Annotated in this window: 18 protein-coding genes; 15 read left to right on the top strand and 3 right to left on the bottom strand. The window is 60.1% G+C overall.

Annotated elements, in window-relative coordinates; translation table 11 throughout:
• Positions 1-269 precede the first annotated feature (269 nt).
• The 3 genes from rpmE (at position 270) to CKW17_RS17050 (ending at position 2,764) form a co-directional block, all read left to right on the top strand.
• Positions 270-497, top strand: coding sequence for a 50S ribosomal protein L31 (gene rpmE, locus CKW17_RS17060; RefSeq protein ID WP_016984589.1), 228 nt, complete (start codon positions 270-272; stop codon positions 495-497).
• 14 nt (positions 498-511) lie between these two features.
• Entirely contained in the window at positions 512-1,312 is an 801-nt protein-coding gene (locus CKW17_RS17055) for a thermonuclease family protein (RefSeq protein ID WP_095120821.1), read from the top strand.
• A gap of 183 nt (positions 1,313-1,495) precedes the next feature.
• Positions 1,496-2,764, top strand: coding sequence for a malic enzyme-like NAD(P)-binding protein (locus tag CKW17_RS17050; RefSeq protein WP_095120727.1), 1,269 nt, complete (start codon positions 1,496-1,498; stop codon positions 2,762-2,764).
• Positions 2,765-3,080: 316 nt separating this feature from the next.
• On the opposite strand, the gene CKW17_RS17045 is transcribed toward CKW17_RS17050, so the two are convergent.
• Complete coding sequence (locus tag CKW17_RS17045) at positions 3,081-5,525, bottom strand: penicillin-binding protein 1A (RefSeq protein WP_371850960.1); 2,445 nt, start codon at positions 5,523-5,525, stop codon at positions 3,081-3,083.
• Positions 5,526-5,744: 219 nt separating this feature from the next.
• On the opposite strand from CKW17_RS17045, the gene CKW17_RS17040 reads away from it, so the two are divergent.
• The 11 genes from CKW17_RS17040 to hemE all read left to right on the top strand — a co-directional run bounded on the left by CKW17_RS17040 (position 5,745) and on the right by hemE (position 21,650).
• The gene (locus tag CKW17_RS17040) at positions 5,745-6,809 is read left to right on the top strand and encodes a pilus assembly protein PilM (RefSeq protein WP_095120725.1); all 1,065 of its coding nucleotides are present in this window, start codon (positions 5,745-5,747) and stop codon (positions 6,807-6,809) included.
• A complete protein-coding gene (locus tag CKW17_RS17035) occupies positions 6,809-7,375 on the top strand; it encodes a PilN domain-containing protein (RefSeq protein WP_095120724.1) in 567 nt (188 codons plus the stop codon). Before CKW17_RS17040 ends, CKW17_RS17035 begins: the two co-directional genes overlap by 1 nt.
• Positions 7,372-7,995: a type 4a pilus biogenesis protein PilO gene (gene pilO / locus CKW17_RS17030; RefSeq protein ID WP_095120723.1), complete on the top strand. Its 624-nt coding sequence runs from the start codon at positions 7,372-7,374 to the stop codon at positions 7,993-7,995. Before CKW17_RS17035 ends, pilO begins: the two co-directional genes overlap by 4 nt.
• Entirely contained in the window at positions 7,992-8,519 is a 528-nt protein-coding gene (locus CKW17_RS17025) for a pilus assembly protein PilP (protein ID WP_095120722.1), read from the top strand. The genes pilO and CKW17_RS17025 overlap by 4 nt, the downstream gene beginning before the upstream one ends.
• 13 nt (positions 8,520-8,532) lie before the next feature.
• Entirely contained in the window at positions 8,533-10,611 is a 2,079-nt protein-coding gene (gene pilQ, locus CKW17_RS17020; RefSeq protein ID WP_095120721.1) for a type IV pilus secretin PilQ, read from the top strand.
• Between the two features lie 4 nt (positions 10,612-10,615).
• On the top strand, positions 10,616-11,134 hold the full coding sequence (aroK, locus tag CKW17_RS17015; protein WP_011332081.1) for a shikimate kinase AroK: 519 nt from the start codon (positions 10,616-10,618) through the stop codon (positions 11,132-11,134).
• Between the two features lie 152 nt (positions 11,135-11,286).
• Positions 11,287-12,387: a 3-dehydroquinate synthase gene (gene aroB / locus CKW17_RS17010; protein WP_095120720.1), complete on the top strand. Its 1,101-nt coding sequence runs from the start codon at positions 11,287-11,289 to the stop codon at positions 12,385-12,387.
• 10 nt (positions 12,388-12,397) lie between these two features.
• Positions 12,398-13,990 (top strand): AAA family ATPase, encoded by a 1,593-nt coding sequence (locus tag CKW17_RS17005; RefSeq protein ID WP_095120719.1) that lies wholly within the window; start codon positions 12,398-12,400, stop codon positions 13,988-13,990.
• A 349-nt stretch (positions 13,991-14,339) separates the two neighbouring features.
• The gene (gltB, locus tag CKW17_RS16995; protein ID WP_095120718.1) at positions 14,340-18,785 is read left to right on the top strand and encodes a glutamate synthase large subunit; all 4,446 of its coding nucleotides are present in this window, start codon (positions 14,340-14,342) and stop codon (positions 18,783-18,785) included.
• A gap of 126 nt (positions 18,786-18,911) precedes the next feature.
• The gene (locus tag CKW17_RS16990; protein WP_039757038.1) at positions 18,912-20,330 is read left to right on the top strand and encodes an FAD-dependent oxidoreductase; all 1,419 of its coding nucleotides are present in this window, start codon (positions 18,912-18,914) and stop codon (positions 20,328-20,330) included.
• 252 nt (positions 20,331-20,582) lie between these two features.
• Entirely contained in the window at positions 20,583-21,650 is a 1,068-nt protein-coding gene (hemE, locus tag CKW17_RS16985) for a uroporphyrinogen decarboxylase (protein ID WP_008077242.1), read from the top strand.
• A gap of 178 nt (positions 21,651-21,828) precedes the next feature.
• Here the strand turns inward: hemE and CKW17_RS16980 are convergent, their stop codons facing one another.
• Entirely contained in the window at positions 21,829-23,103 is a 1,275-nt protein-coding gene (locus CKW17_RS16980) for an MFS transporter (protein ID WP_095120717.1), read from the bottom strand.
• A gap of 118 nt (positions 23,104-23,221) precedes the next feature.
• On the opposite strand from CKW17_RS16980, the gene CKW17_RS16975 reads away from it, so the two are divergent.
• Positions 23,222-24,124: a LysR family transcriptional regulator gene (locus tag CKW17_RS16975; RefSeq protein ID WP_095120716.1), complete on the top strand. Its 903-nt coding sequence runs from the start codon at positions 23,222-23,224 to the stop codon at positions 24,122-24,124.
• Between the two features lie 104 nt (positions 24,125-24,228).
• Here CKW17_RS16975 and CKW17_RS16970 read toward each other — a convergent pair whose 3' ends face one another.
• Complete coding sequence (locus CKW17_RS16970) at positions 24,229-24,666, bottom strand: excinuclease (protein WP_095120715.1); 438 nt, start codon at positions 24,664-24,666, stop codon at positions 24,229-24,231.
• Positions 24,667-24,872: the final 206 nt, after the last annotated feature.

The following is a 24,872-nucleotide window of genomic DNA, read 5'->3' as shown; positions in this document are numbered from 1 at the left end:
ACAGGCGGTAGGGCTAGGCACATAACCTTGTAGGAGTGAGCCTGCTCGCGATAGCGGTGTGTCATTCAGCATTTATTTCGTCTGACACACCGCTATCGCGAGCAGGCTCACTCCTACAAGGGAATCGCGTAATGGGCCGGGAGCCTAGCAGACGGTCGGTCTCGGTGACAGCTTGCGTGTTTGAAAAGGTCTGGTAGAATCCGCGGCCTAATTACGTGCGGTATTCAACAATAGTGTTGGGTGGCGGCACGCTAGCTGAGGAAGACACCATGAAAGCTGATATTCACCCGAATTACCCAGTCATCGCTGTTACCTGCAGCTGTGGCAACAAGTTCGAAACCCGTTCGACTTTCGGCAAAGCTCTGCCAATCGACGTTTGCAACGAATGCCACCCGTTCTACACCGGTAAGCAGAAGACTCTGGACACTGGCGGCCGCGTTCAGCGCTTCGCAGACCGTTTCGGTGCTTTCGGCAAGAAACCTGCTGCTGCAGAGTAAGGTTGAAGGGCCCGGTGGGCTTTTCCTCGTTGCTGAAAAAGGCGTCCCTCGCGGGCGCCTTTTTTGTGTCTGCGATTTGGCTGTCCGGGGCGCAAGCCTTCTGCCCGGCACCTGCGGGGCTGACCAGCGTCACGGTGCAGCGCGTGGTCGATGGCGACACGCTGCGCCTGAGCGATGGTCGCAGCGTACGCATGATCGGCCTCAACACGCCTGAACTGGGCAAGCAGGGCCGCAGCGACGAACCCTTCGCCGTGGCGGCACGCAAACGCCTGCAAGCGCTGGTCGATGCCAGCGGCGGACGTGTCGGTTTGCGCCCCGGCAAGCAAGCCAAAGACCATTACGGGCGTACGCTCGCGCATATTTACAGCGCCAGCGGCGCCAATCTCGAAGCGCAAATGCTCGCCGATGGCCTCGGTTTTCAGGTCGCGGTGGCGCCGAATGTCGATCTTGTTGCCTGTCAGCAAGCCGCCGAACGCAGCGCGCGAAACACCGGGCATGGCCTTTGGCGGCAGTCGCCTGTACTGAAAGCGGAGCAGATCCAGCGCTCGGGTTTCGCCGTGATCAGTGGGCGTGTGAGCAAGGTTCAGCGCAATCGCGGCGGAATCTGGATCGAGTTGCAGGATGCGCTTGTATTGCGCGTTGCACCCAATCTGGTCGGACAATTCGACAATGCCCGTTTGCAGGCGCTGAAAGGCAAGCAGATCGAGGCTCGCGGCTGGATCGTTGATCGTTCGCGGCGCGGTGGATTGCAATCCGGTCAGTCACGCTGGCTACTTCCGCTGACCGATCCATCGATGTTGCAAACGCCGCGCTAAAGAAAAATTGTAGACATTTTTTATGTCGATTGTGAACAGTCCAGCCCTTGTGCGCCGTGGCTCTTGGCCCAAAGTCGTAGGGCAGGGCGCTTGACAGGGGTGACCGCTCAGTCTTGTGGGGACTTTGCGAGGCGCGTATCCTCGCTGACCAGTCTGTCCAACAGTAAAAAGCGGAATGCCAAAATGTCTGATCTGAAAACTGCCGCTCTCGAATATCATGCCAATCCTCGTCCAGGGAAGCTGAGTGTCGAGCTCACCAAGGCCACTGCTACCGCTCGCGACTTGTCGCTGGCCTACAGCCCCGGCGTAGCTGAACCAGTGCGTGAGATCGCTCGCGATCCTGAACTGGCCTACAAATACACCGGCAAGGGCAACCTGGTTGCAGTCATTTCCGATGGCACCGCGATTCTCGGTCTGGGCAACCTCGGCCCATTGGCTTCCAAGCCAGTGATGGAAGGTAAAGGCGTACTGTTCAAGCGCTTCGCCGGCATCGACGTTTTCGACATCGAAGTCGACTCCGAAAGCCCGCAAGCCTTCATCGACACCGTAAAACGCATCTCCATCACCTTCGGTGGCATCAACCTGGAAGACATCAAGGCACCCGAGTGCTTTGAGATCGAACGTGCTCTGATCGAGCAGTGCGACATTCCGGTATTCCACGATGACCAGCACGGCACCGCGATCGTGACCGCTGCGGGCATGATCAACGCCCTGGAAATCGCTGGCAAAACCCTGCCAGAAGCGAAAATCGTCTGCCTGGGCGCCGGCGCTGCCGCCATCTCCTGCATGAAATTGCTGGTGAGCATGGGCGCACGCATCGAAAACATCTTCATGGTTGACCGTACCGGCGTGATCCACTCCGGCCGTGACGACCTGAACCAGTACAAAGCAGTATTCGCTCACGCCACCGACAAGCGCAGCCTGGCTGACGCACTGGCAGGCGCTGACGTGTTCGTCGGTCTGTCCGGCCCGAACCTGCTGAGCGCTGAAGGCCTGCTGTCGATGGCACCAAACCCGATCGTGTTCGCTTGCTCGAACCCGGATCCGGAAATCTCCCCGGAGCTGGCGCACGCTACCCGTAGCGATGTGATCATGGCCACCGGCCGTTCGGACTACCCGAACCAGGTCAACAACGTACTGGGCTTCCCGTTCATCTTCCGTGGTGCCCTGGACGTTCGCGCCAAGCGCATCAACGAAGAAATGAAAGTGGCTGCGGCCAACGCCCTGCGTGAACTGGCCAAGCTGCCTGTTCCACAGGACGTGTGCGATGCCTACGGCGGTGCTCCGCTGGAATTCGGCCGTGAGTACATCATTCCGAAGCCAATGGACAAGCGCCTGATCACCCTGATCTCCGACGCTGTGGCCAAAGCCGCGATCGAGACTGGTGTGGCGACCCTGCCGTATCCGAAGAACTACCCGCTGAAAAGCGTGGATGACGTGTTCAACGGCTAAGTCGTTGTAGCGCTTCAAACAGAAGCCCCGGCTCGTGAGAGTCGGGGCTTTTTATTGCCTGAGGATCAGCCCCTCACCCTAACCCTCTCCCTGAGGGAGAGGGGACTGATTGGGGGATGCTCGGGAGTTGCACCGACCTGAACATGCCGTGCCGAATCCATAATCGACACCATACTTTCAGGTCGATGTAGGAAGCCAGACAACTCGGTCAGTCCCCTCTCCCTCCGGGAGAGGGTTAGGGTGAGGGGCTCTTGATCTTCAGCCATAAAAAAGCCCCGCACTTCTCACGAAGGCGGGGCTTTTCAATGCCGCTGGATCAGAACAAATCGATCGGCGCCTGTTCATCCGCCGGCAGCGGGCTGCCCGGCGCCGTGCCATTGCCCAGCTCATTCACCGACGGCGGCGTGTCTTCTGCCTTGAACAGCTCGAAGTACGCGCCCGGTGTGCTCGGCGTCGCCGCACGACCACTGACCGGATCCACGCGCAGGCTCAACAAACCTTCCGGCTCAGGCTGAACATGCGGCGGCTTGTCCTTCAGCGCGGCCGACATGTAGTTCATCCAGATCGGCAGCGCCACGGTGCCACCGAACTCGCGACGACCGAGACTCTCCGGCTGGTCGAAGCCGGTCCACACCGTGGTCACGTAATCGGCGTTGTAACCGGAGAACCACGCGTCTTTCGATTCGTTGGTGGTACCGGTTTTACCGGCGATATCGCTGCGGCCCATGGCCAGCGCGCGACGGCCGGTGCCGAGCTTGATCACGTCCTGCAACATGCTGTTGAGGATGTACGTTGTGCGGCCATCGACAATTCGCTCGGCCACGGCTGGCGCTTGCGGTACGGCAGCGTTGCCCGGCGCTTCACCCGGAACCGGCGCGGCATTGACCGTGAACGACTCAGTGCTCGGCGCAGCGATACCGTCCGTCGCCGAACCACCCTGAGGCACGGTCGGCGGGTTGGCGACGAACAACGTGTCGCCATTGCGGCTTTCGATCTTGTCGATGATGTACGGGGTGATCTTGTAACCGCCGTTGGCGAACGTACTCCAACCGGTGGCGATCTCCATCGGCGTCAGCGTTGCGGTGCCCAGCGCCAGCGACAGGTTTGGCGGCAGATCCTGCTTGTTGAAACCGAAACGGGTGATGTAGTCGATGGTCTTGCCCACGCCCATCGCTTGCAGCAAGCGGATCGACACCAGGTTGCGCGACTTGTACAGCGCCTCACGCAAGCGGATCGGGCCTAGGAAGGTGTTGGTGTCGTTCTTCGGGCGCCAGACCTTGTCCAGGTACTCGTCGACGAACACGATCGGCGCATCGTTGACCAGCGTGGCAGCGGTGTAGCCGCTGTCCAGCGCGGCGCTGTAGACGAACGGTTTGAAGCTCGAACCCGGCTGACGCTTGGCCTGCATCGCGCGGTTGTAGTTGCTCTGTTCGAAGGCGAAACCGCCGACCAGCGAGCGAATCGCGCCGTTCTGCGGATCCAGCGACACCAGTGCACCTTGTGCCTGCGGGATCTGGCTGAACTTCAGCGAATTGTCTTTCTGACGCTGCACGCGAACCAGATCGCCGACCGCCGCGACATCCGACGGCTGACGCGGGTTGGCGCCCATGCTGTTGGTATTGAGGAACGGACGCGCCCATTTCATGGTGTCCCAGGCGACGTGCTCTTCGCCAGTGCGGGTCAGCACTTGCAGGCCGTTTTTGTCGACCTGAGTGACGATGGCTGGCTCGAGGCTGCTGATGGTGCGTTGTTTGGTCAGCTCACTGGCCCAGGCTTCGCGCGTCTTGCCTGGCAGGCGCGACTCGGGGCCGCGGTAGCCGTGACGCTGGTCGTAGGTCATCAAACCTTCGTGCAGTGCTGTATTGGCCATTTCCTGCAGATTGCTCGGCACCGTGGTGGTGACGCGGAAACCTTCCGTATAGGCATCGCTGCCGTAGCGGCCGACCATTTCGGCACGGGCCATTTCGGCGATGTACGGCGCGTTCACTTCCGGGGTCGGCACGTGATAGCTGGCGTTCAGCGGCTCATTGATGGCGGCGGTGTAATCCGCCTCGCTGATCTTGCCGAGCTTGTACATGCGCCCGAGGATCCAGTCGCGACGCTCTTTGCTGCGCGCCGGGTTGGCCAGCGGGTTGAAGCGCGACGGCGCTTTCGGCAGGCCGGCGATCATCGCCATCTGCGCCAGGCTGACATCGCGGATCGACTTGCCGTAATACACCTGCGCCGCCGCTTCGATGCCGTAGGCGCGGTTGCCCAGATAGATCTTGTTCACGTACAGCTCAAGGATTTCGTCCTTGGTCAGCTGCCGCTCGATCTGCAGGGCCAGAAGAATTTCGGTGGTTTTGCGCGAGAAGCTGCGTTCGCTGGTCAGGAAGAAGTTCTTCGCCACCTGCATGGTGATGGTGCTGCCGCCGGACTGAATGTGTCCGCTTTTGACCAGTTGGGTCGCGGCGCGCATCAGGCTGCTCGGATCGACGCCGTAGTGGTTGGCGAAATTGTCGTCTTCAGCACTTAGTAACGCATTAATGAAATTGGGTGGAATGTCGGCGAAACGGATCGGAGTCCGGCGCATTTCGCCAAATTCTGCGATCAACTTGTTGTCGCTGGAGTAAACCCGCAATGGAATCTGCAACTGAATGCTTCGCAGAGCCTCCACAGACGGCAAACCCGGACTAAGGTAAAGAAACGCGCCGCTGAGACCTAAAAGCAGTCCGCAGAAAACGGCGACGATGGACCAACCGAAAAATTTCAGCAGACGAATCAAGGCGTTTGGACATCCAGGGCAAAGAATGAATTTGGCGACGGGGTTCCGGCTACACACAGAACAGCCCGCGCTTGCAGTAAAAAGCGGAAAAAAACGCTGGGCATTATAAGCACTTTTCTGCTGGGGGCGTCATTTGCGCTTCTGTCAAGACGGGGTGAAGGAACGCAATGCGTATTACAGAGTCCGTAACTCACGGAAAGTCATAGGGAATTGGTAGTGCTGGGACTCTTCAATAAAAAGGCCAATACGTTACTGGGGATCGACATCAGTTCCACGTCAGTGAAGCTGCTGGAACTGAGCCGTCAGGGTGACCGCTACCGGGTCGAGGCATACGCGGTAGAGCCATTGCCGGTCAATGCCGTGGTCGAAAAGAACATCGCCGAGCTTGAAGGCGTCGGTCAGGCCCTGAGCCGCGTGCTGGTCAAGGCGCGTACCGGGCTCAAGAGCGTGGCGGTGGCAGTGGCCGGTTCCGCCGTGATCACCAAGGTCATCGAAATGGACGCCGGGCTGTCCGACGATGAACTGGAAAACCAGCTCAAGATCGAAGCCGACCAATACATTCCCTACCCGCTGGACGAAGTCGCCATCGACTTTGAAGTCCAGGGCGTATCACCGCGCAATCCCGAGCGGGTCAACGTGTTGCTCGCCGCCTGTCGCAAGGAAAACGTCGAAGTCCGTGAAGCGGCGCTGGCTCTCGCCGGGCTGACCGCGCGGGTGGTCGATGTCGAGGCTTATGCGCTGGAGCGTTCGTTCGGCTTGCTGGCAACGCAACTGGCGGCCTCTCAGGAGCGCTTGACCGTGGCAGTGGTCGACATCGGCGCGACCATGACCACCCTCAGCGTCCTGCACAACGGCAAGATCATCTACACCCGCGAGCAACTGTTCGGGGGGCGGCAATTGACCGAAGAAATCCAGCGGCGTTATGGCCTGACCCTCGAGCAGGCGGGGCTGGCGAAAAAGCAGGGTGGTCTGCCCGATGATTACATCACTGAGGTCTTGCAGCCGTTCCGTGAGGCGCTGGTGCAGCAGGTCTCACGCTCATTGCAGTTCTTCTTCGCCTCCGGGCAATACAACGCGGTCGATCACATTCTGCTCGCCGGTGGCACGGCGTCAGTGCCTGGGCTGGACCGGTTGATCGAGCAACGCCTGAACACGCCGACGCAAGTGGCCAACCCGTTTTCCAATATGGCCTTGAGCAGCAAGGTCAACGCCGGTGCGCTGGCCAGCGATGCGCCGGCGCTGATGATTGCCTGCGGGCTCGCGCTCAGGAGTTTCGACTGATGGCGCGGATCAACCTCTTACCCTGGCGCGAGGAGCGTCGCGAAGAACGGCGCAAGCGCTTCCTGCTGGCCTTGATCGGCGTGGTGGTCGGCTCGGTCGGCGCGGTGCTCATTGCCGACCAGATCATCAGTGCGGCGATTACGCGGCAAGTGGCGCGCAATGATTACATCGGCAAGCAGATCGCTGTGGTCGACGAGCGGATCAAACAGATCAGCGATCTCAAGGCCCGGCGTCAGCAACTGGTCGAGCGCATGCGCATCATCCAGGACTTGCAGGGCAACCGGCAGATCAGCGGCCGAATCTTCGATCAATTGGCACGCACACTGCCTGACGGGGTGTATTTCACCGATGTGAAGATGGCCGGCAAAACCCTGTCGATCAGTGGCGCCGCAGAGTCCAACAACCGCGTCTCGGACCTGATGCGCAATCTGGAGGCGTCGGACTGGTTTGATGCGCCGAGTCTCAACGAAGTCAAGGCGACGACCGCTGGCCAGGTGGACCAGACCAACACGTTTGAACTGACCGTACGGCAGACCCAGCCGCAAGCTGTGGAGGACGACCAATGAAACCGTCCGAATGGCTTGAAAGTTTGCGCGACATCGATTTCAACGATCTCGATACCAGCAACATCGGTTCGTGGCCGGCGGCGGTGAAATTTATCGCCGGAGCGCTGTTGATGGTGCTGGTGTTGGCGCTTGGCTATAACTTTTTCATCAGTGACATGGAAAATCAGCTGGATGCCAAGCGCGAAGAGGAGGCCACGCTCAAGGAACAATTTGCCAGCAAGGCGCGCCTGTCAGCCAATCTTGAGCTGTACACCCAGCAAATGAAGGAGATGGAAAATACCTTCGGCGTATTGCTGCGCCAATTGCCCAGTGACACCGAAGTGCCGGGGCTGCTGGAAGACATCACCCGTACCGGTCTGGGCAGTGGTCTGGAGTTCGAAGAGATCAAACTGCTGCCGGAGGTCACCCAGCAGTTCTACATAGAACTGCCGATTCAGATCACCGTCACCGGCGCCTATCACGATCTCGCCACCTTCGTCAGCGGCGTGGCTGGACTGCCGCGCATCGTTACCCTGCATGACTTCGAACTGGCGCCGGCCGATAAAGAAGGCGGGCCGAAGCTGCGCATGAGCATCCTTGCCAAGACCTACCGTTATAACGACAAGGGGCTGCAGAAATGAGCCCGATTCGTTGTATCGCGTTGTCGATGACGCTGCTCGCGTTGAACGGTTGTGGTGGTAGCGATGACTTCGGTGACCTCGATGCCTACTTGAATGAAGTGCGCCTGCGCCCGGCAGGCAAGATTGAACCAACCCCGACATTTCGGTCTTACCCAACATTCACTTACAGCGCTGCCAACCTGCGCAGTCCGTTCTCGCGCCAGGTGCGCGTCGATCTGGCCGGGCAGAAGCACGGCTCGCGCAACGTCAAACCCGACCCCAACCGGGTCAAGCAATACCTCGAAGGTTTCAATATCGAGCAGTTTGAGATGGTTGGCACGATCTCCAATGTTTCCGGCTCCTTTGCGTTGTTGCGCGGGGCGGGCGGGGTGCATCGGCTGAAAGTCGGCGATTACCTGGGGCGCAATGACGGTCGCATCGTCGCCATCAGCGCCACCCAGGTCGATGTCGTCGAAATTGTGCCCGACGGCGAAGGCGCCTGGCTGGAGCGTCCGCGCACCATTCCTTTGAAAGAGCACTCATAGTGGAAGTCGAATAATGAACAGGATTTTCTCCACCCTCGGTTTTTCGCTATGGATAGCGCTGATGTCGCCGATGGTATTCGCGGCCAATCTGAAGACGCTCGATGTGGCGGCGTTGCCAGGTGATCGCGTCGAACTGAAGTTGTCGTTCGACGCGCCGCCGCCGCAACCCAAGGGCTACACCACCGAATCACCGGCGCGGATTGCGCTGGACCTGCCCGGTGTCGCCAGTCAGTTGGCGAGCAAGAACCTTGACCTGGGCAGCGGCAATGCGCGCACCGCTACGGTGGTCGAGGCCAAGGACCGCACGCGGCTGATCGTCAGTCTCACGCAACTGGCGCCTTATAACACGCGGGTCGAAGGCAATAATCTATTCGTGGTGGTGGGGCAGGGTGCGCCAGCGGCTGCGCCGCGACCGGCAGCCGTGGCGCCGCGGCCGGCCACTGCGGCAGCCGCGCCTGCCAGGGCTCCGGTGCCGAAAAGCCGCGCCATTCGCGGCGTGGATTTTCAACGCGGTACAGCCGGCGAAGGCAATGTCGTCATCGATCTGTCCGACCCGACCATTGCCCCGGATATCCAGGAACATGACGGCAAGATCATCCTCAGCTTTGCCCGCACGCAGTTGCCAGACAAGTTGCGGGTGCGCCTCGACGTCAAGGATTTTGCTACTCCGGTGCAGTTCGTCAATGCCGGGGTGAGCGGTGATCGCACGGTTATTACTGTCGAACCCAGCGGCACCTACGAGTACTCCACCTTCCAGACCGACAACAAGCTGACCGTCAGCATCCGCCCGATGACCGTCGATGACCTGCAGAAACGTAATGCCGACCGTCAGGCGTACGTTGGCGAAAAGCTCTCGCTGAACTTCCAGGACATTGATGTGCGCTCGGTGCTGCAACTGATCGCCGACTTCACCAACCTCAATCTGGTCGCCAGCGACACGGTGCAGGGCGGCATCACCTTGCGTTTGCAAAACGTGCCGTGGGATCAGGCGCTGGATCTGGTGCTGAAAACCAAAGGTCTGGATAAACGCAAGATCGGCAATGTGCTGCTGGTCGCTCCCGCCGATGAAATCGCTGCCCGCGAGCGCCAGGAACTGGAGTCGCAGAAGCAGATTGCCGAACTGGCGCCGTTGCGCCGTGAGCTGCTGCAAGTGAATTACGCCAAGGCGGCGGACATCGCCAAGCTGTTCCAGTCGGTGACCAGTGCCGAGGCTAAAATCGACGAGCGCGGTTCGATTACTGTCGATGAGCGGACCAACAACATCATTGCCTACCAGACTCAGGATCGTCTCGACGAACTGCGGCGGATCGTGGCGCAGCTGGATATTCCGGTGCGTCAGGTGATGATCGAGGCGCGGATCGTCGAGGCCAACGTCGATTACGACAAAAGCCTGGGCGTGCGCTGGGGCGGCTCGATCCAGAACAAGGGCAACTGGAACGCTTCCGGGGTCAACGGTTCATCAACCACCATTGGTACGCCGGGCAGCACCAGTACCAACTCACCGTTTGTCGATATGGGGACCGTGGGTAATACCTCGGGGATCGGCATTGCCTTCATCACTGACAATGTCTTGCTCGATCTCGAGCTGACAGCGATGGAGAAAACCGGCAACGGCGAAATCGTCTCGCAGCCGAAAGTGGTCACCTCCGACAAGGAAACCGCAAAAATCCTCAAAGGCACCGAGATTCCGTATCAGGAAGCCAGCTCCAGCGGTGCCACGTCGGTGTCGTTCAAGGAGGCATCGCTGTCGCTGGAAGTCACGCCGCAGATCACCCCCGACAATCGCATCATCATGGAGGTCAAGGTCACCAAGGACGAACCGGATTACCTGAACAAAGTGCAGGATGTGCCGCCGATCAAGAAAAACGAGGTCAACGCCAAGGTACTGGTCAATGACGGCGAAACCATCGTGATTGGCGGTGTTTTCTCAAATACTCAAAGCAAGGTCGTAGATAAGGTGCCATTTCTTGGCGATGTGCCGTATCTTGGCCGCCTTTTCCGGCGTGATGTGGTTTCGGAGAAAAAATCCGAGCTGCTGGTATTTCTCACACCACGTATCATGAATAACCAGGCGATTGCTGTGAGTCGTTGATTCTGTGCGAAATTTGATTCTTGTAGGACCGATGGGCGCTGGCAAAAGCACCATCGGCCGGTTGCTGGCCAAAGAGCTGCGCCTGCCGTTCAAAGATTCCGACAAGGAAATTGAACTGCGCACGGGCGCCAATATCCCGTGGATCTTCGACAAGGAAGGCGAACCCGGCTTTCGTGACCGTGAGCAGGCGATGATCGCCGAGCTGTGCGCGTTCGATGGCGTGGTGTTGGCGACCGGCGGTGGCGCAGTCATGCGCGATGCCAATCGCAAGGCCCTGCATGAGGGTGGGCGAGTGGTGTATCTGCACGCCTCCGTTGAACAGCAGGTCGGCCGTACGTCTCGCGACCGCAATCGGCCATTGCTGCGCACCGCCAATCCGGAGAAAACCCTGCGCGACCTGCTGGCGATTCGGGATCCGCTCTATCGGGAAATCGCCGATCTGGTGGTGGAAACCGACGAACGGCCGCCGCGCATGGTGGTGCTCGACATTCTCGATCGTCTGGCGCAACTTCCTCCCCGTTAAAGCAGCGCTCGAAATGCGCTATCCTCGGCGTCCTGTCACAGCTCGTCGAGGTTGTGGCGGATGGCGTGCGAGCGGCGTCATACCCGCTATAGGCCGCAGATAACCAATAATTCAGGGCAGGACGCCTGCTTCCATCTTCACTGTGGGGACACATGCAGACACTCAAGGTCGATCTAGGCGAGCGCAGCTACCCGATTCATATTGGCGAAGGTTTGTTGGATCAGCCGGAACTGCTGGCTCCGCATATTCACGGGCGGCAGGTGGCAATCATCTCCAACGAGACCGTTGCGCCGCTCTATCTTGAGCGTCTGACCCGCAGCCTGGCGCAGTTCTCGGTGATCTCCGTGGTGCTGCCGGACGGCGAAGCCTTCAAGAACTGGGAAACCCTGCAACTGATTTTCGACGGTCTGCTGACCGCCCGTCATGACCGCCGCACCACCGTGATCGCCCTCGGCGGCGGTGTGATCGGCGACATGGCCGGCTTCGCCGCTGCCTGCTACCAGCGCGGTGTCGACTTTATCCAGATTCCTACTACGTTGCTGTCCCAGGTTGATTCGTCGGTGGGCGGCAAGACGGGTATCAATCATCCGTTGGGCAAGAACATGGTCGGCGCGTTCTATCAGCCGAACGTGGTGCTGATCGATACGGCGTCCCTGAAAACCCTGCCAGAGCGCGAGCTGTCCGCCGGTCTGGCCGAAGTCATCAAATACGGGCTTATCTGTGACGAGCCGTTCCTGACCTGGCTCGAAGAAAACGTCGATGCCCTGCGTGCGCTCGACCAGAAAGCCCTGACTTACGCGATCGAGCGCTCTTGCGCAGCGAAGGCTGCGGTGGTCGGTGCCGATGAGAAGGAAACCGGCGTGCGCGCCACGCTCAATCTCGGCCACACCTTCGGCCACGCCATCGAGACCCACATGGGCTATGGTGTCTGGCTGCACGGTGAGGCCGTCGCGGCTGGCACCGTAATGGCGCTGGAAATGTCCGCGCGCCTGGGCTGGATCAGCGAACAGGAGCGTGATCGCGGCATTCGTCTGTTCCAGCGAGCCGGTCTGCCGGTGATCCCGCCGACGGAAATGACCGAAGCCGATTTCCTGGAACACATGGCAATTGATAAAAAAGTGATCGACGGTCGTCTGCGCCTGGTGCTGCTGCGCCGGATGGGCGAAGCGGTAGTGACCGACGATTATCCGAAAGAGGTTCTACAGGCCACGCTGGGAGCGGATTACCGCGCCCTGGCTCAGCTTAAAGGTTAATAAGATTCCGATGACTAGTTTGCATGCCGACGAGGCGTTCCTCGGCCATTTCCAGTTAAGTCACGACCCGTTCGCGCCACGCGTACCGGGCTTCAAGTTCTTCCCGGCCCAGCGCAAACCGGTGCTGGGTCAATTGCATCATCTGGCGCGTTACAGCCAGTTGCTGCTGGTGGTCACTGGCCCGCAAGGCAGCGGCAAGACGCTGCTGCGTCAGGCGCTGGTCGCCAGCACCAACAAGCAGTCGGTACAGAGCGTGGTGGTTTCCGCCCGTGGCGCCGGTGATGCCGCTGGCGTGCTGCGCCAGGTCGCGCAGGCGCTGAACGTCGCTCAGGCCGAAGTTGGCGCGATTCTGGACCAGGTTGTGCAACTCGCGCTGACCGGCCAGGAAGTCTATCTGTTGGTGGACGACGCTGAGCAGCTCGACGAGTCCGCCCTGGAAGCGCTGATGGCGCTGGGTGCCGGCGCTCCGGAAGGTCGCCCGCATGTGTTCCTGTTCGGTGAGTCGTCGCTGATCGCTCAACTCGAGGCTTTGCACCTCGAAGAAGAGCGTTTCCACGTCATCGAATTGCAGCCGTACACGGAAGAAGAGACCCGCGAATATCTCGACCAACGGCTCGAAGGAGCAGGCCGCGGTGTCGAACTTTTCACCGCGGATCAGATCTCTGATATTCACGAAAGTGCCGAGGGTTGGCCGGGCAACATCAACCAGGTCGCTCGCGATGCTCTGATCGAAGTCATGATTGCCAGCCGCTCTGCGGTCAAGCGTCCAAGTATGGGGTTCAACATGCCGAAGAAACACGTATTGGCGATTTCCGCCGTCGTTGTGGTCGCGGTCGCCGCCGCCTGGCTGATGCCGGGTCGCAACAAGGCGCCAACCACCGGCGCACCGGCCAATGAACAGGCGCAGTTGCCGTTGGGCCAGGGCGCAGCCAATGGCGGCGCGCCGAACGTCGAATTCGCCGGTAATACGCAGCCGATGCCGCTGCCGTTGGTCGGCAACTCGCAACCGGTGATGCGCGGTCCGTTGGCCGAAGCGGCCGGTGGCATTACCGAAGGCGACGATGGCGTGCCGCTGGAAGGTTCCAGCGACACCCCGCCAACCGTGACCACTTCGGCGCCACCCGCGGGTGTTCCGGCAGGTCCTGCGCCAACACCGGTTCCTGTCCCGGCAGCCAAGCCGACCCCTGCGCCAACTCAGGTTGCCACCGCCAAGCCTGCTCCAGCAGCGCCAGCAGCCAAACCGGCTCCGGCGCCAGCCAAACCTGTTGCAGCCGCGAAACCGGCCGAGAAGCCGATTACTGTCGCCAAAGCGGCCGGTGGCAGCTGGTACGCCGGTCAGCCGACCGGTAACTACGTGGTGCAGATTCTCGGCACCAGCTCGGAAGCTGCCGCGCAAAGCTTCGTCAAGGAGCAGGGTGGTGAGTACCGTTATTTCAAGAAAGTCCTCAACGGCAAGCCGCTTTACGTGATCACCTACGGCAACTTTGCCAATCGTGATGCGGCCGTTTCTGCCATCAAGGCCTTGCCAGCGAAGGTTCAGGCTGGTAAACCTTGGCCTCGCACTGTCGCCAGCGTCCAACAGGAACTGGCAACAACTCGCTGAAGATTCGGCGGCCTTACCCAGGCCGCCTCTCCAAGCACCTCAAAATTTCTACGAGTGCGCGCTTCCTTCCAGGTCGCGTGCCTTGTGGTGTCTGCGTCACAGTAGTCTTTGAGTCGTTGCGGTCAAAATTAAAAAAGTTTTGACTAGCACAGCAGATCGCTTTAAACCTTTCACAAATGCGACATGAATTTGCGACATTTCGTCGTCAAATTTGTGAGCCTCTGTGTCGCTGTGTACAATGACCACCCTTTTGCCCCTGCTAAGCCGGCGTACGTTCGGCGCGGGGTGCAAGTGGTTGAATTGAAAAGAAATTTGCCTCGAAGAGAGGCAGCCTGGTGAGAAAGTGTCTATGAAAGCAGGTCTGTACCAACCAGATGAATTCAAGGATAACTGCGGTTTCGGCCTGATAGCCCATATGCAGGGCGAGCCCAGTCATACCCTTTTGCAAACGGCCATCGAGGCCCTGACCTGCATGACCCACCGCGGTGGGATTAATGCCGACGGCAAGACCGGTGACGGTTGCGGTCTGCTGATTCAAAAACCTGATGCGTTCCTGCGCGCCATTGCCCAGGAAATCTTCAGCGTCGAACTGCCCAAGCAATATGCAGTGGGCATGGTTTTCTTCAACCAGGATCCGGTCAAGGCCGAAGCCGCTCGCGAGAACATGAACCGCGAGATCCTCGCTGAAGGCCTGCAACTGATCGGCTGGCGCAAAGTGCCGATCGACACCAGCGTCCTCGGCCGCCTGGCCCTTGAGCGCCTGCCGCAGATCGAGCAGGTGTACATCGGCGGTGAAGGCCTGAGCGATCAGGACATGGCCGTGAAGCTGTTCAGTGCGCGTCGTCGTTCGTCGGTGGCCAATGCCGTCGACTCCGACCACTACATCTGCAGCTTTTCGCACAAAACCATCATCTATAAAGGCCTGATGATGCCGGCCGACCTGGCCGCGTTTTATCCAGACCTGAGCGACGAGCGCCTGCAAACCGCGATCTGCGTGTTCCACCAGCGCTTCTCCACCAACACCCTGCCGAAATGGCCGCTGGCGCAGCCATTCCGCTTCCTCGCCCACAACGGCGAGATCAACACCATCACCGGTAACCGTAACTGGGCGCAGGCCCGTCGGACCAAGTTCACCAACGATCTGATGGATCTGGAAGAGCTCGGCCCGCTGGTCAACCGTGTCGGTTCCGACTCTTCGAGCATGGACAACATGCTCGAGCTGATGGTCACCGGCGGCATCGATCTGTTCCGTGGCGTGCGGATGATCATTCCGCCGGCGTGGCAGAACGTCGAAACCATGGACCCGGATCTGCGTGCGTTCTACGAGTACAACTCGATGCACATGGAGCCGTGGGACGGCCCGGCTGGCGTAGTAATGACCGACGGTCGTTACGCGGTGTGCCTGCTCGACCGTAACGGTCTGCGTCCGGCGCGTTGGGTCACCACCACCAACGGTTTCATCACCCTCGCGTCGGAAATCGGCGTGTGGGATTACAAGCCTGAAGACGTGATTGCCAAGGGCCGTGTCGGCCCTGGCCAGATCTTCGCGGTGGACACCGAAACCGGGCAGATCCTCGACACCGATGCGATCGACAACCGCCTGAAGTCCCGTCATCCGTACAAGCAATGGCTGCGCAAGAATGCCCTGCGCATTCAGGCGACCATGGAAGACAACGACCACGGTTCGGCGTTCTACGACGTCGATCAGCTCAAGCAATACATGAAGATGTATCAGGTCACGTTCGAAGAGCGCGATCAGGTGCTGCGTCCGCTCGGCGAGCAAGGCTACGAAGCCGTTGGCTCGATGGGTGACGACACGCCGATGGCCGTGCTGTCGCAGCGCGTGCGCACGCCGTACGACTATTTCCGTCAGCAGTTCGCGCAGGTCACCAACCCGCCGATCGACCCGCTGCGTGAAGCCATCGTGATGTCGCTGGAAATCTGCCTCGGTGCCGAGCGCAACATTTTCCAGGAGTCGCCGGAACACGCTTCGCGCGTGATCCTCAGCTCGCCGGTCATTTCCCCGGCCAAGTGGCGCTCGCTGATGAACCTCGACCGCCCGGGTTTCGAGCGGCAGATCATCGACCTCAACTACGACGAAAGCGTTGGCCTCGAAGCGGCGATCCGCAACGTTGCCGATCAGGCTGAAGAAGCCGTACGCGCCGGGCGTACCCAGATCGTTCTGAGCGACCGTCATATCGCGCCGGGCAAGCTGCCGATCCACGCCTCGCTGGCGACCGGTGCGGTGCACCATCGTCTGACCGAAAAAGGCCTGCGTTGCGACTCCAACATCCTCGTTGAAACCGCGACCGCCCGTGACCCGCATCACTTCGCGGTGCTGATCGGTTTCGGCGCCTCGGCGGTCTATCCGTTCCTCGCGTACGAAGTGCTGGGCGACCTGATCCGTACCGGTGAAGTACTGGGCGACCTCTATGAGGTGTTCAAGAACTACCGCAAAGGCATCACCAAAGGTCTGCTGAAGATCCTCTCGAAGATGGGCATCTCGACCATTGCTTCGTACCGTGGTGCGCAGCTGTTCGAGGCCATCGGCCTGTCCGAAGAAGTCTGCGACCTGAGCTTCCGTGGCGTGCCGAGCCGCATCAAGGGTGCGCGTTTCGTCGACATCGAAGCCGAGCAGAAAGCACTGGCCAGCGAAGCCTGGAGTCCGCGCAAGCCGATCCAGCAGGGCGGTCTGCTGAAGTTCGTCCACGGTGGCGAATATCACGCCTACAACCCGGACGTGGTCAACACCCTGCAAGCCGCTGTGCAGCAGGGCGACTACGCCAAGTTCAAGGAATACACCTCGCTGGTGGACAACCGTCCGGTGTCGATGATCCGCGATCTGTTCAAGGTCAAGACCCTCGATACGCCGCTGGACATCAGTGAAATCGAACCGTTGGAATCGGTGCTCAAGCGCTTCGACTCCGCCGGTATCTCGCTGGGCGCCTTGTCGCCGGAAGCTCACGAAGCCCTGGCCGAAGCCATGAACCGCCTCGGTGCGCGTTCGAACTCCGGCGAAGGCGGTGAAGACCCGGCGCGTTACGGCACCATCAAGAGCTCGAAAATCAAGCAGGTCGCGACTGGCCGTTTCGGCGTAACCCCGGAATACCTGGTCAACGCCGAAGTGCTGCAGATCAAGGTCGCGCAAGGCGCCAAGCCGGGCGAGGGCGGGCAACTGCCGGGCGGTAAAGTCAACGGTTTGATCGCCAAGCTGCGTTACGCAGTGCCGGGTGTAACGCTGATTTCGCCGCCGCCGCACCACGACATCTACTCGATCGAAGACTTGTCGCAGCTGATTTTTGACCTGAAGCAGGTCAACCCGAAGGCACTGGTTTCGGTGAAGCTGGTAGCTGAAGCAGGCGTCGGCACCATCGCCGCCGGTGTGGCCAAGGCCTACGCGGACTTGATCACCATCTCCGGCTACGACGGTGGCACCGGTGCATCGCCGCTGACCTCGATCAAATACGCCGGCGCACCGTGGGAGCTCGGCCTCGCTGAAACCCACCAGACCCTGCGCGGCAACGACCTGCGTGGCAAAGTCCGGGTGCAGACCGACGGCGGCCTGAAAACCGGCCTCGACGTGATCAAGGCAGCGATTCTCGGCGCCGAAAGCTTCGGCTTCGGTACCGCGCCGATGATCGCGCTGGGCTGCAAATACCTGCGTATCTGCCACCTGAACAACTGCGCCACCGGCGTTGCGACGCAGAACGAGAAGCTGCGCAAGGATCACTACATCGGTACCGTCGACATGGTGGTGAATTTCTTCACCTACGTCGCCGAGGAAACCCGTGAATGGCTGGCCAAGCTCGGCGTGCGTTCCCTCGAAGAGCTGATCGGTCGTACCGATCTGCTGGAAATCCTCGAAGGCCAGACCGCCAAGCAAAACCACCTGGACCTGACGCCGCTGTTGGGCAGCGATCACATCCCGGCGGACAAGCCACAGTTCTGCGGTGTTGAGCGCAACCCGCCGTTCGACCAAGGCCTGCTGGCCGAGAAGATGGTCGAGATGGCCTCGTCGGCGATCAACGACATGAGCGGCGCCGAGTTCGACCTGGATATCTGCAACTGCGATCGTTCGATCGGCGCGCGGATCTCCGGCGAAATCGCCCGCAAGCACGGCAACCAAGGGATGGCGAAAGCGCCAATCACCTTCCGCTTCAAAGGCACTGCCGGGCAGAGCTTCGGCGTATGGAACGCCGGCGGTCTGAACATGTACCTGGAAGGTGACGCCAACGACTACGTCGGCAAAGGCATGACCGGTGGCAAGCTGACCATCGTGCCGCCGAAGGGCAGCGTTTATAAGACTCAGGAAAGCGCCATCATCGGCAACACCTGCCTGTATGGCGCCACGGGCGGCAAGCTGTTCGCCGCCGGCACCGCAGGCGAGCGTTTCGCCGTGCGTAACTCCGGTGCCCACACGGTCGTGGAAGGCACTGGCGATCACTGCTGTGAGTACATGACCGGTGGTTTCGTCTGCGTTCTGGGCAAGACCGGTTACAACTTCGGCTCTGGCATGACCGGTGGTTTCGCCTACGTGCTCGATCAGGACAACACCTTCGTTGACCGGGTCAACCACGAGCTGGTTGAAATCCAGCGGATCAGCGGCGAGGCGATGGAAGCCTATCGCAGCCACCTGCAAAACGTGCTGAACGAGTACGTCGCCGAAACCGACAGCGAGTGGGGTCGTGAACTCGCCGAAAACCTCGATGACTACTTGCGCCGTTTCTGGCTGGTCAAACCGAAGGCGGCGAGTTTGAAATCTCTGCTCTCCAGTACTCGTGCGAGTCCGCAATAACGGCGCAGCTGCAAGCCACTGGCTTCAAGCGGCAAGCTGGAGCCAGTGCGCGCTGTAACGGACTAATGTGATTTTCTTGCAGCTTGAAGCTTGTAGCTTGGAGCTGTCGTGTAAGAGGTTTTGAAGATGGCCGAACGTCTCAGTAACGACTTTCAATTCATCGATGTCGGGCGCAAAGATCCGAAGAAGAAACTGTTGCGTCAACGCAAGAAAGAGTTCGTCGAAATCTACGAACCGTTCAAACCCCAGCAGTCGGCCGATCAGGCCCACCGCTGCCTGGGTTGCGGCAACCCGTATTGCGAATGGAAGTGCCCGGTGCACAACTTCATTCCCAACTGGCTGAAGCTGGTGGCCGAGGGCAACATCCTTCAGGCCGCCGAACTGTCGCACCAGACCAACACCCTGCCGGAAGTCTGCGGCCGGGTCTGTCCGCAGGATCGTCTGTGCGAGGGTGCCTGCACCCTTAACGACGGTTTCGGCGCGGTGACCATCGGTTCGGTCGAGAAGTACATCACCGACACCGCGTTCGCCATGGGCTGGCGCCCGGACATGTCCAAGGTCAAACCGACCGGCAAACGTGTCGCGATCATCGGTGCGGGCCCGGCGGGTCTGGGCTGTGCCGACGTGCTGGTACGCGGTGGCGTGACCCCGGTGGTGTTCGACAAGAACCCGGAAATCGGTGGCTTGCTGACCTTCGGCATCCCCGAGTTCAAGCTGGAAAAGACCGTGCTGAGCAATCGTCGCGAAGTCTTCACCGGCATGGGCATCGAGTTCCGTCTGAATACCGAAGTCGGCAAAGACGTGACCATGGAACAACTGCTCGCCGAATACGATGCAGTGTTCATGGGCATGGGCACCTACACCTACATGAAGGGCGGTTTTGCCGGTGAGGATCTGCCGGGCGTCTATGACGCACTGGATTTCCTGATCGCCAACGTCAACCGCAACCTGGGCTTTGAAAAGTCGCCGGAAGACTTCGTCGACATGAAAGGCAAGAAGGTTGTGGTGCTCGGCGGCGGCGACACGGCGATGGACTGCAACCGCACGTCGATCCGTCAGGGCGCCAAGTCCGTGACCTGCGCGTATCGTCGTGACGAAGCGAACATGCCCGGCTCGCGCAAAGAGGTGAAGAACGCCAAGGAAGAAGGCGTGAAATTCCTCTACAACCGTCAGCCGATCGCCATCGTCGGTGAGGACAAGGTTGAAGGCGTGAAAGTGGTCGAGACCCGTCTCGGCGAACCGGACGCCCGTGGCCGTCGCAGCCCTGAGCCGATCCCGGGCTCCGAAGAGATCATCCCGGCCGACGCCGTGGTTATCGCCTTCGGTTTCCGCCCGAGCCCGGCGCCGTGGTTCGAGCAGTTCGAGATCCAGACCGACAGCCAGGGCCGCGTTGTTGCGCCTGAGCAAGGTCAGTACAAGCACCAGACCAGCAACCCGAAAATCTTCGCCGGTGGCGACATGGTGCGCGGTTCCGACCTGGTGGTGACGGCGATCTTCGAAGGCCGCAATGCTGCCGAAGGGATCCTCGATTACCTGGGCGTCTGATTACATTTCAAGCTGAAATGCGATCAAAAATGTGGGAGCGAGCCTGCTCGCGAAAGCGGTCTGTCAGCCAACTTAAATGTTGGATGTGCCGGCCTCTTCGCGAGCAGGCTCGCTCCCACAGTTATTTTTGGGGGCTGCAAAATCTGCATTCCAACGCAATAAATTGACCCGATAGACAAAAGGCTGACCTGCATCCGTGCCTTTTGCGTCGCGCTCTGAGAAAATGCCCGCACTTTTTTTCCGGATGCCGACATGACTGCCCTGAAGAACGACCGTTTCCTCCGCGCCCTGCTCAAGCAACCCGTAGACGTCACCCCGGTGTGGATGATGCGTCAGGCCGGCCGCTACCTGCCGGAATACCGCGCCAGCCGCGCCCAGGCCGGTGATTTCATGAGCCTGTGCATGAATCCGGAATTCGCCTGCGAAGTCACCATGCAACCGCTCGACCGCTATCCACAACTGGACGCGGCGATCCTGTTTTCCGACATCCTCACCATCCCCGATGCCATGGGCCAAGGTCTGTACTTCGAGACCGGTGAAGGCCCGCGCTTCAAGAAAGTCGTCAGCACCCTCGCCGACATCGAAGCCTTGCCAATCCCGGATCCGCACAAAGACCTCGGCTACGTGATGGACGCGGTCAGCACCATCCGTCGCGAATTGAACGGTCGTGTGCCGCTGATCGGTTTCTCCGGCAGCCCGTGGACCCTGGCGACCTACATGGTCGAAGGCGGCTCGTCGAAAGACTTCCGCAAGACCAAAGCCATGCTCTACGACAACCCGCAGGCCATGCACCTGCTGCTGGATAAACTGGCGCAATCGGTGACCTCGTACCTCAACGGCCAGATCATGGCTGGCGCGCAAGCGGTGCAGATCTTCGATACCTGGGGCGGCAACCTGTCGGCGGCGGCGTATCAGGAGTTCTCGCTGGCCTACATGAAGAAAATCGTCAGCGGCCTGATCCGCGAACACGACGGTCGCAAAGTGCCGGTGATCCTCTTCACCAAGAACGGCGGCCTGTGGCTGGAAAGCATCGCCGAGGCTGGCGCCGACGCACTGGGCCTGGACTGGACCTGCGACATCGGCAACGCCCGCGCCCGTGTCGGCGACAAGGTTGCGCTGCAAGGCAACATGGACCCGACCGTGCTCTACGCCAAACCGGAAGCGATCCGCACTGAAGTCGGGCGCATTCTGGCCAGCTACGGCAAGGGCAGCGGTCACGTGTTCAACCTCGGCCATGGCATCACGCCTGAGGTTGATCCGGAGCACGCCGGTGCATTCCTGCGCGCGGTGCATGAGCTGTCTGCGCAGTATCACGAGTGATCGCCACACCATAAAAAACGCCCGGCTAAATGCCGGGCGTTTTTGTTTGCACGATCCTACGTCGGACACGGACCCATTGTAGGAGTGAGCCTGCTCGCGATAGCGGTGAGTCAGTCGCTGAATGTACTGGCTGACACTCCGCTATCGCGAGCAGGCTCACTCCTACATGGGTTACGCGTCAGGCTTTGACACCGCTGAGAGGCGGCAACTTCGCCAGCTTCAATGCGACCAGCAGCGCGATCAGCAACAGCGCGCCGATAAACAGGCCGATGCCATTCCACCCGCCGAGATGCCAGAACACCCCGCCAGCCGTGCCGGCAATACTCGACCCGGCGTAGTAGCTGAACAAATACAACGACGATGCCTGGCCCTTGGCCTTGGTCGCGCGGCGGCCGATCCAGCTACTCGCCACAGAATGCGCTCCAAAGAAACCAAAGGTGAAAATCAGCATGCCGACGATCACCAGTAGCAGCGGCGTAAACATCGTCAACGCAAGGCCGGCAAACATCAGCGCAATGGTCGCCCACAACACTTTGCGCCGCCCCAGTTTGTCCGCCAGCGAACCAATCTTCGCCGAGCTGTAGATCCCCGACAGATACACCACCGACAGCAGACCCACGAATACCTGATCAAGGTTGTACGGCGCAGCCAGCAAGCGATAACCGATGTAGTTGAACAGGGTGACGAATGCACCCATCAGCACGAATGCCTCCAGAAACAGCAACGGCAGACCGGCATCGCGAAAGTGCATGGTGAAGCCGTCGAGCAAACTGCGCGGGTGCAGCGAGCGTGAGCGGAAGTTGCGCGACTCGGGGAGGATCTTCCAGAACACCGCGGCGGCAATCATCGCCAGACCGCCGATCACCAGCATCGCCGTGTGCCAGCTGACGAAGTCGATCAACACGCCGGTGATCAAGCGCCCGCTCATACCGCCAATCGCATTACCGCCAATGTACAAACCCATCGCCAGACCAATGTGTTGCGGATGGATCTCTTCGCTCAGATAAGTCATCGCTACCGCCGCAAGTCCGCTCAGCGACAGCCCGATCAGCGCGCGCATGATCAGCACGCCTTCCCAACTCGGCATCATCGCACTGGCCATGGTGCACAGCGCTGCAGCGAACAGCGCGGTCACCATCACCGGTTTGCGCCCGACCCGATCGGAAATCGGCCCGGTGATCAGCAGGCCGATGGCGAGCATGCCGGTGGCCACCGAGAGGATCAGGCTGCTCTGCGCCGCGTTGATCCCGTACTCGTTGGACAGCAGCGGCATCATCGGCTGCACGCAATAGAGCAGGGCAAACGTCGCAAAGCCGCCGCTGAACAGCGCCAGCACCGTGCGCATGAACATCGGCGTGCCTTTTTCGATGTAGATCTCTTGCAGTTCGGCGACGACATCGTCCGCCGCAGCAGGCGGGACTTCATGGGCAAGGGGTGCGACAGCAGTTTTCACTTCAGACCTCGGAGGGCACGGCCAGGCAGGCAATGAAAAAATCATATAGCTGGCTAATGTTTCTATCCAATATATTGTTCGACCTGTTTGATAGCTTTAACGACCTAATGGGGTTTCCATGGAATTGCGTCATCTGCGCTACTTCATCGCCGTCGCCGAGGAACTGCACTTCGGCCGCGCGGCACAGGTGCTGGGCATCTCGCAGCCGCCGCTAAGCCAGCAGATTCAGGCGCTGGAACAGGAAGTCGGCGCGCGGCTCTTCGAACGGACCAATCGTCGGGTCGAGTTGAGCGAGGCTGGTCGATTGTTCCTTGAAGAGGCGCGCTTGGTGCTGGCGCAGGTTGATAAAGCAGCGGACGTCGCCCGGCGTGCGCAGCTCGGTGAATTGGGCGAGTTGAAGATTGGCTTCACTTCGTCGGCACCGTTCAACTCGACCATTCCGCAGGCGATCTTTTCCTTTCGCCAGCGTTTTCCGGCGGTGCACCTCAACCTTCGCGAGATGAGTAGCACGCAAGTCGCCGAGGGCCTGGTGGATGAGTCAATCGAGGTCGGCATCATGCGCCCGCTGGGTTTGCCCGATTCGCTGAGTGTGGTTGAGTTGATGCGCGAGCCGCTGGTCGCCGTGCTCGGTTCCAAGCATCCATTGGCGCAGGGCAGTGAAGAAGGCCTGTTCCTCTCGGCGTTGGCGCTGGAGCCGTTCGTGTTCTTTCCGCGCAGCTACGGCAGCGGGCTGTATGCGCAATTGCTGAGTCTGGCGCGCGATGCCGGGTTCAGCCCACACTTTGCGCAAGAGGCGGGGGAGGCGATGACCATCATCGGTCTGGTTGCAGCAGGGCTCGGAGTTTCGGTGCTGCCGGCGTCTTATCAGCGGATGCGCATCGACGGCGTGGTCTATCGCCCGTTGCTCGATCCCGATGCGGTGTCGGCGGTGTGGCTGGTGCAGCGCAAAGATCAGAAATCGCCGATGGCCAAGGCGTTTGTCGACCTTCTTACGCGCAAGGTTGAACCTTCAAAGGCCTGATTGCTGCGCAATCAAATCGCGAGCAGGCTCGCTCCCACAGGGGAACGCATTCCAAGGTGGGAGCGAGCCTGCTCGCGAAGGCGTTAGTTCAGACACCACAACGCTCAGGGCAACCGCACCAAATCCCCCTTCAACGCCACCCGCGTGACAAAAATCCCCGCCCGGCACTCGTACGTATTCAAATCCTTGCGCACATGCTGGTCGTAATAGCTGACGATATTGACCACCGCATTCGCCCCGACCCGCTTGGCATCGGCCTGCAACTTGATCAGATTCGACTGCAACACCCACTCGCAAGAGTTGTGGTCACTCTTGTTGAAGCCGTTGGTCTTCAAATCACTGACCACCCCACGGCGCAATAACTGCTGAGTCCCCTGCGGCCCATTACCGAGCAGATAGAACTTCACACTGCCATCCAGCCGCCCGGCGCGAATCGCGTCCGACAGCACGGTTTCGAAGGGCATATACATGAGATTGGTGGCGTGGCTGGCGCTCGGCAGTAGCGCGAAAAGTGCAGCGGCGATCAGGGCTTTCACTTGCATGGTCATCTCCTTGACGGTGAAAGAGAACCGCGAGTGCTCGACCGACCGGGCCCGCCGTTCTGACAGGCGTATTGATGGCCTGCATGAGCGAGTGTAGATGCTGTGTGGCGAGTGTTCAGCTTGTGGAGCCGTGTTCACCACATTTGCGGTTACGAACTGTTTTAGCGAGTGTTTGTTTTCTTGCGCAGAATCGATTTCTTTAAGTG

This window comes from Pseudomonas sp. Irchel s3f10, assembly GCF_900187515.1.
GTDB lineage: Bacteria > Pseudomonadota > Gammaproteobacteria > Pseudomonadales > Pseudomonadaceae > Aquipseudomonas > Aquipseudomonas tensinigenes.
Note: the sequence above shows the minus strand (reverse complement) of the source record. Positions and strands in the feature narration are given on the sequence as shown.

Coding starts and splice junctions, on each gene's coding strand:
- gltB (WP_095120718.1), top strand. CDS start 14,340: ATGAAAGCAGGTCTGTACCAACCAGATGAATTCAAGGATAACTGCGGT.
- CKW17_RS17025 (WP_095120722.1), top strand. CDS start 7,992: ATGAGCCCGATTCGTTGTATCGCGTTGTCGATGACGCTGCTCGCGTTG.
- CKW17_RS17050 (WP_095120727.1), top strand. CDS start 1,496: ATGTCTGATCTGAAAACTGCCGCTCTCGAATATCATGCCAATCCTCGT.
- pilQ (WP_095120721.1), top strand. CDS start 8,533: ATGAACAGGATTTTCTCCACCCTCGGTTTTTCGCTATGGATAGCGCTG.
- hemE (WP_008077242.1), top strand. CDS start 20,583: ATGACTGCCCTGAAGAACGACCGTTTCCTCCGCGCCCTGCTCAAGCAA.
- aroB (WP_095120720.1), top strand. CDS start 11,287: ATGCAGACACTCAAGGTCGATCTAGGCGAGCGCAGCTACCCGATTCAT.
- rpmE (WP_016984589.1), top strand. CDS start 270: ATGAAAGCTGATATTCACCCGAATTACCCAGTCATCGCTGTTACCTGC.
- CKW17_RS17005 (WP_095120719.1), top strand. CDS start 12,398: ATGACTAGTTTGCATGCCGACGAGGCGTTCCTCGGCCATTTCCAGTTA.
- pilO (WP_095120723.1), top strand. CDS start 7,372: ATGAAACCGTCCGAATGGCTTGAAAGTTTGCGCGACATCGATTTCAAC.
- CKW17_RS17035 (WP_095120724.1), top strand. CDS start 6,809: ATGGCGCGGATCAACCTCTTACCCTGGCGCGAGGAGCGTCGCGAAGAA.
- CKW17_RS16970 (WP_095120715.1), bottom strand. CDS start 24,666: ATGCAAGTGAAAGCCCTGATCGCCGCTGCACTTTTCGCGCTACTGCCG.
- CKW17_RS16975 (WP_095120716.1), top strand. CDS start 23,222: ATGGAATTGCGTCATCTGCGCTACTTCATCGCCGTCGCCGAGGAACTG.
- CKW17_RS16990 (WP_039757038.1), top strand. CDS start 18,912: ATGGCCGAACGTCTCAGTAACGACTTTCAATTCATCGATGTCGGGCGC.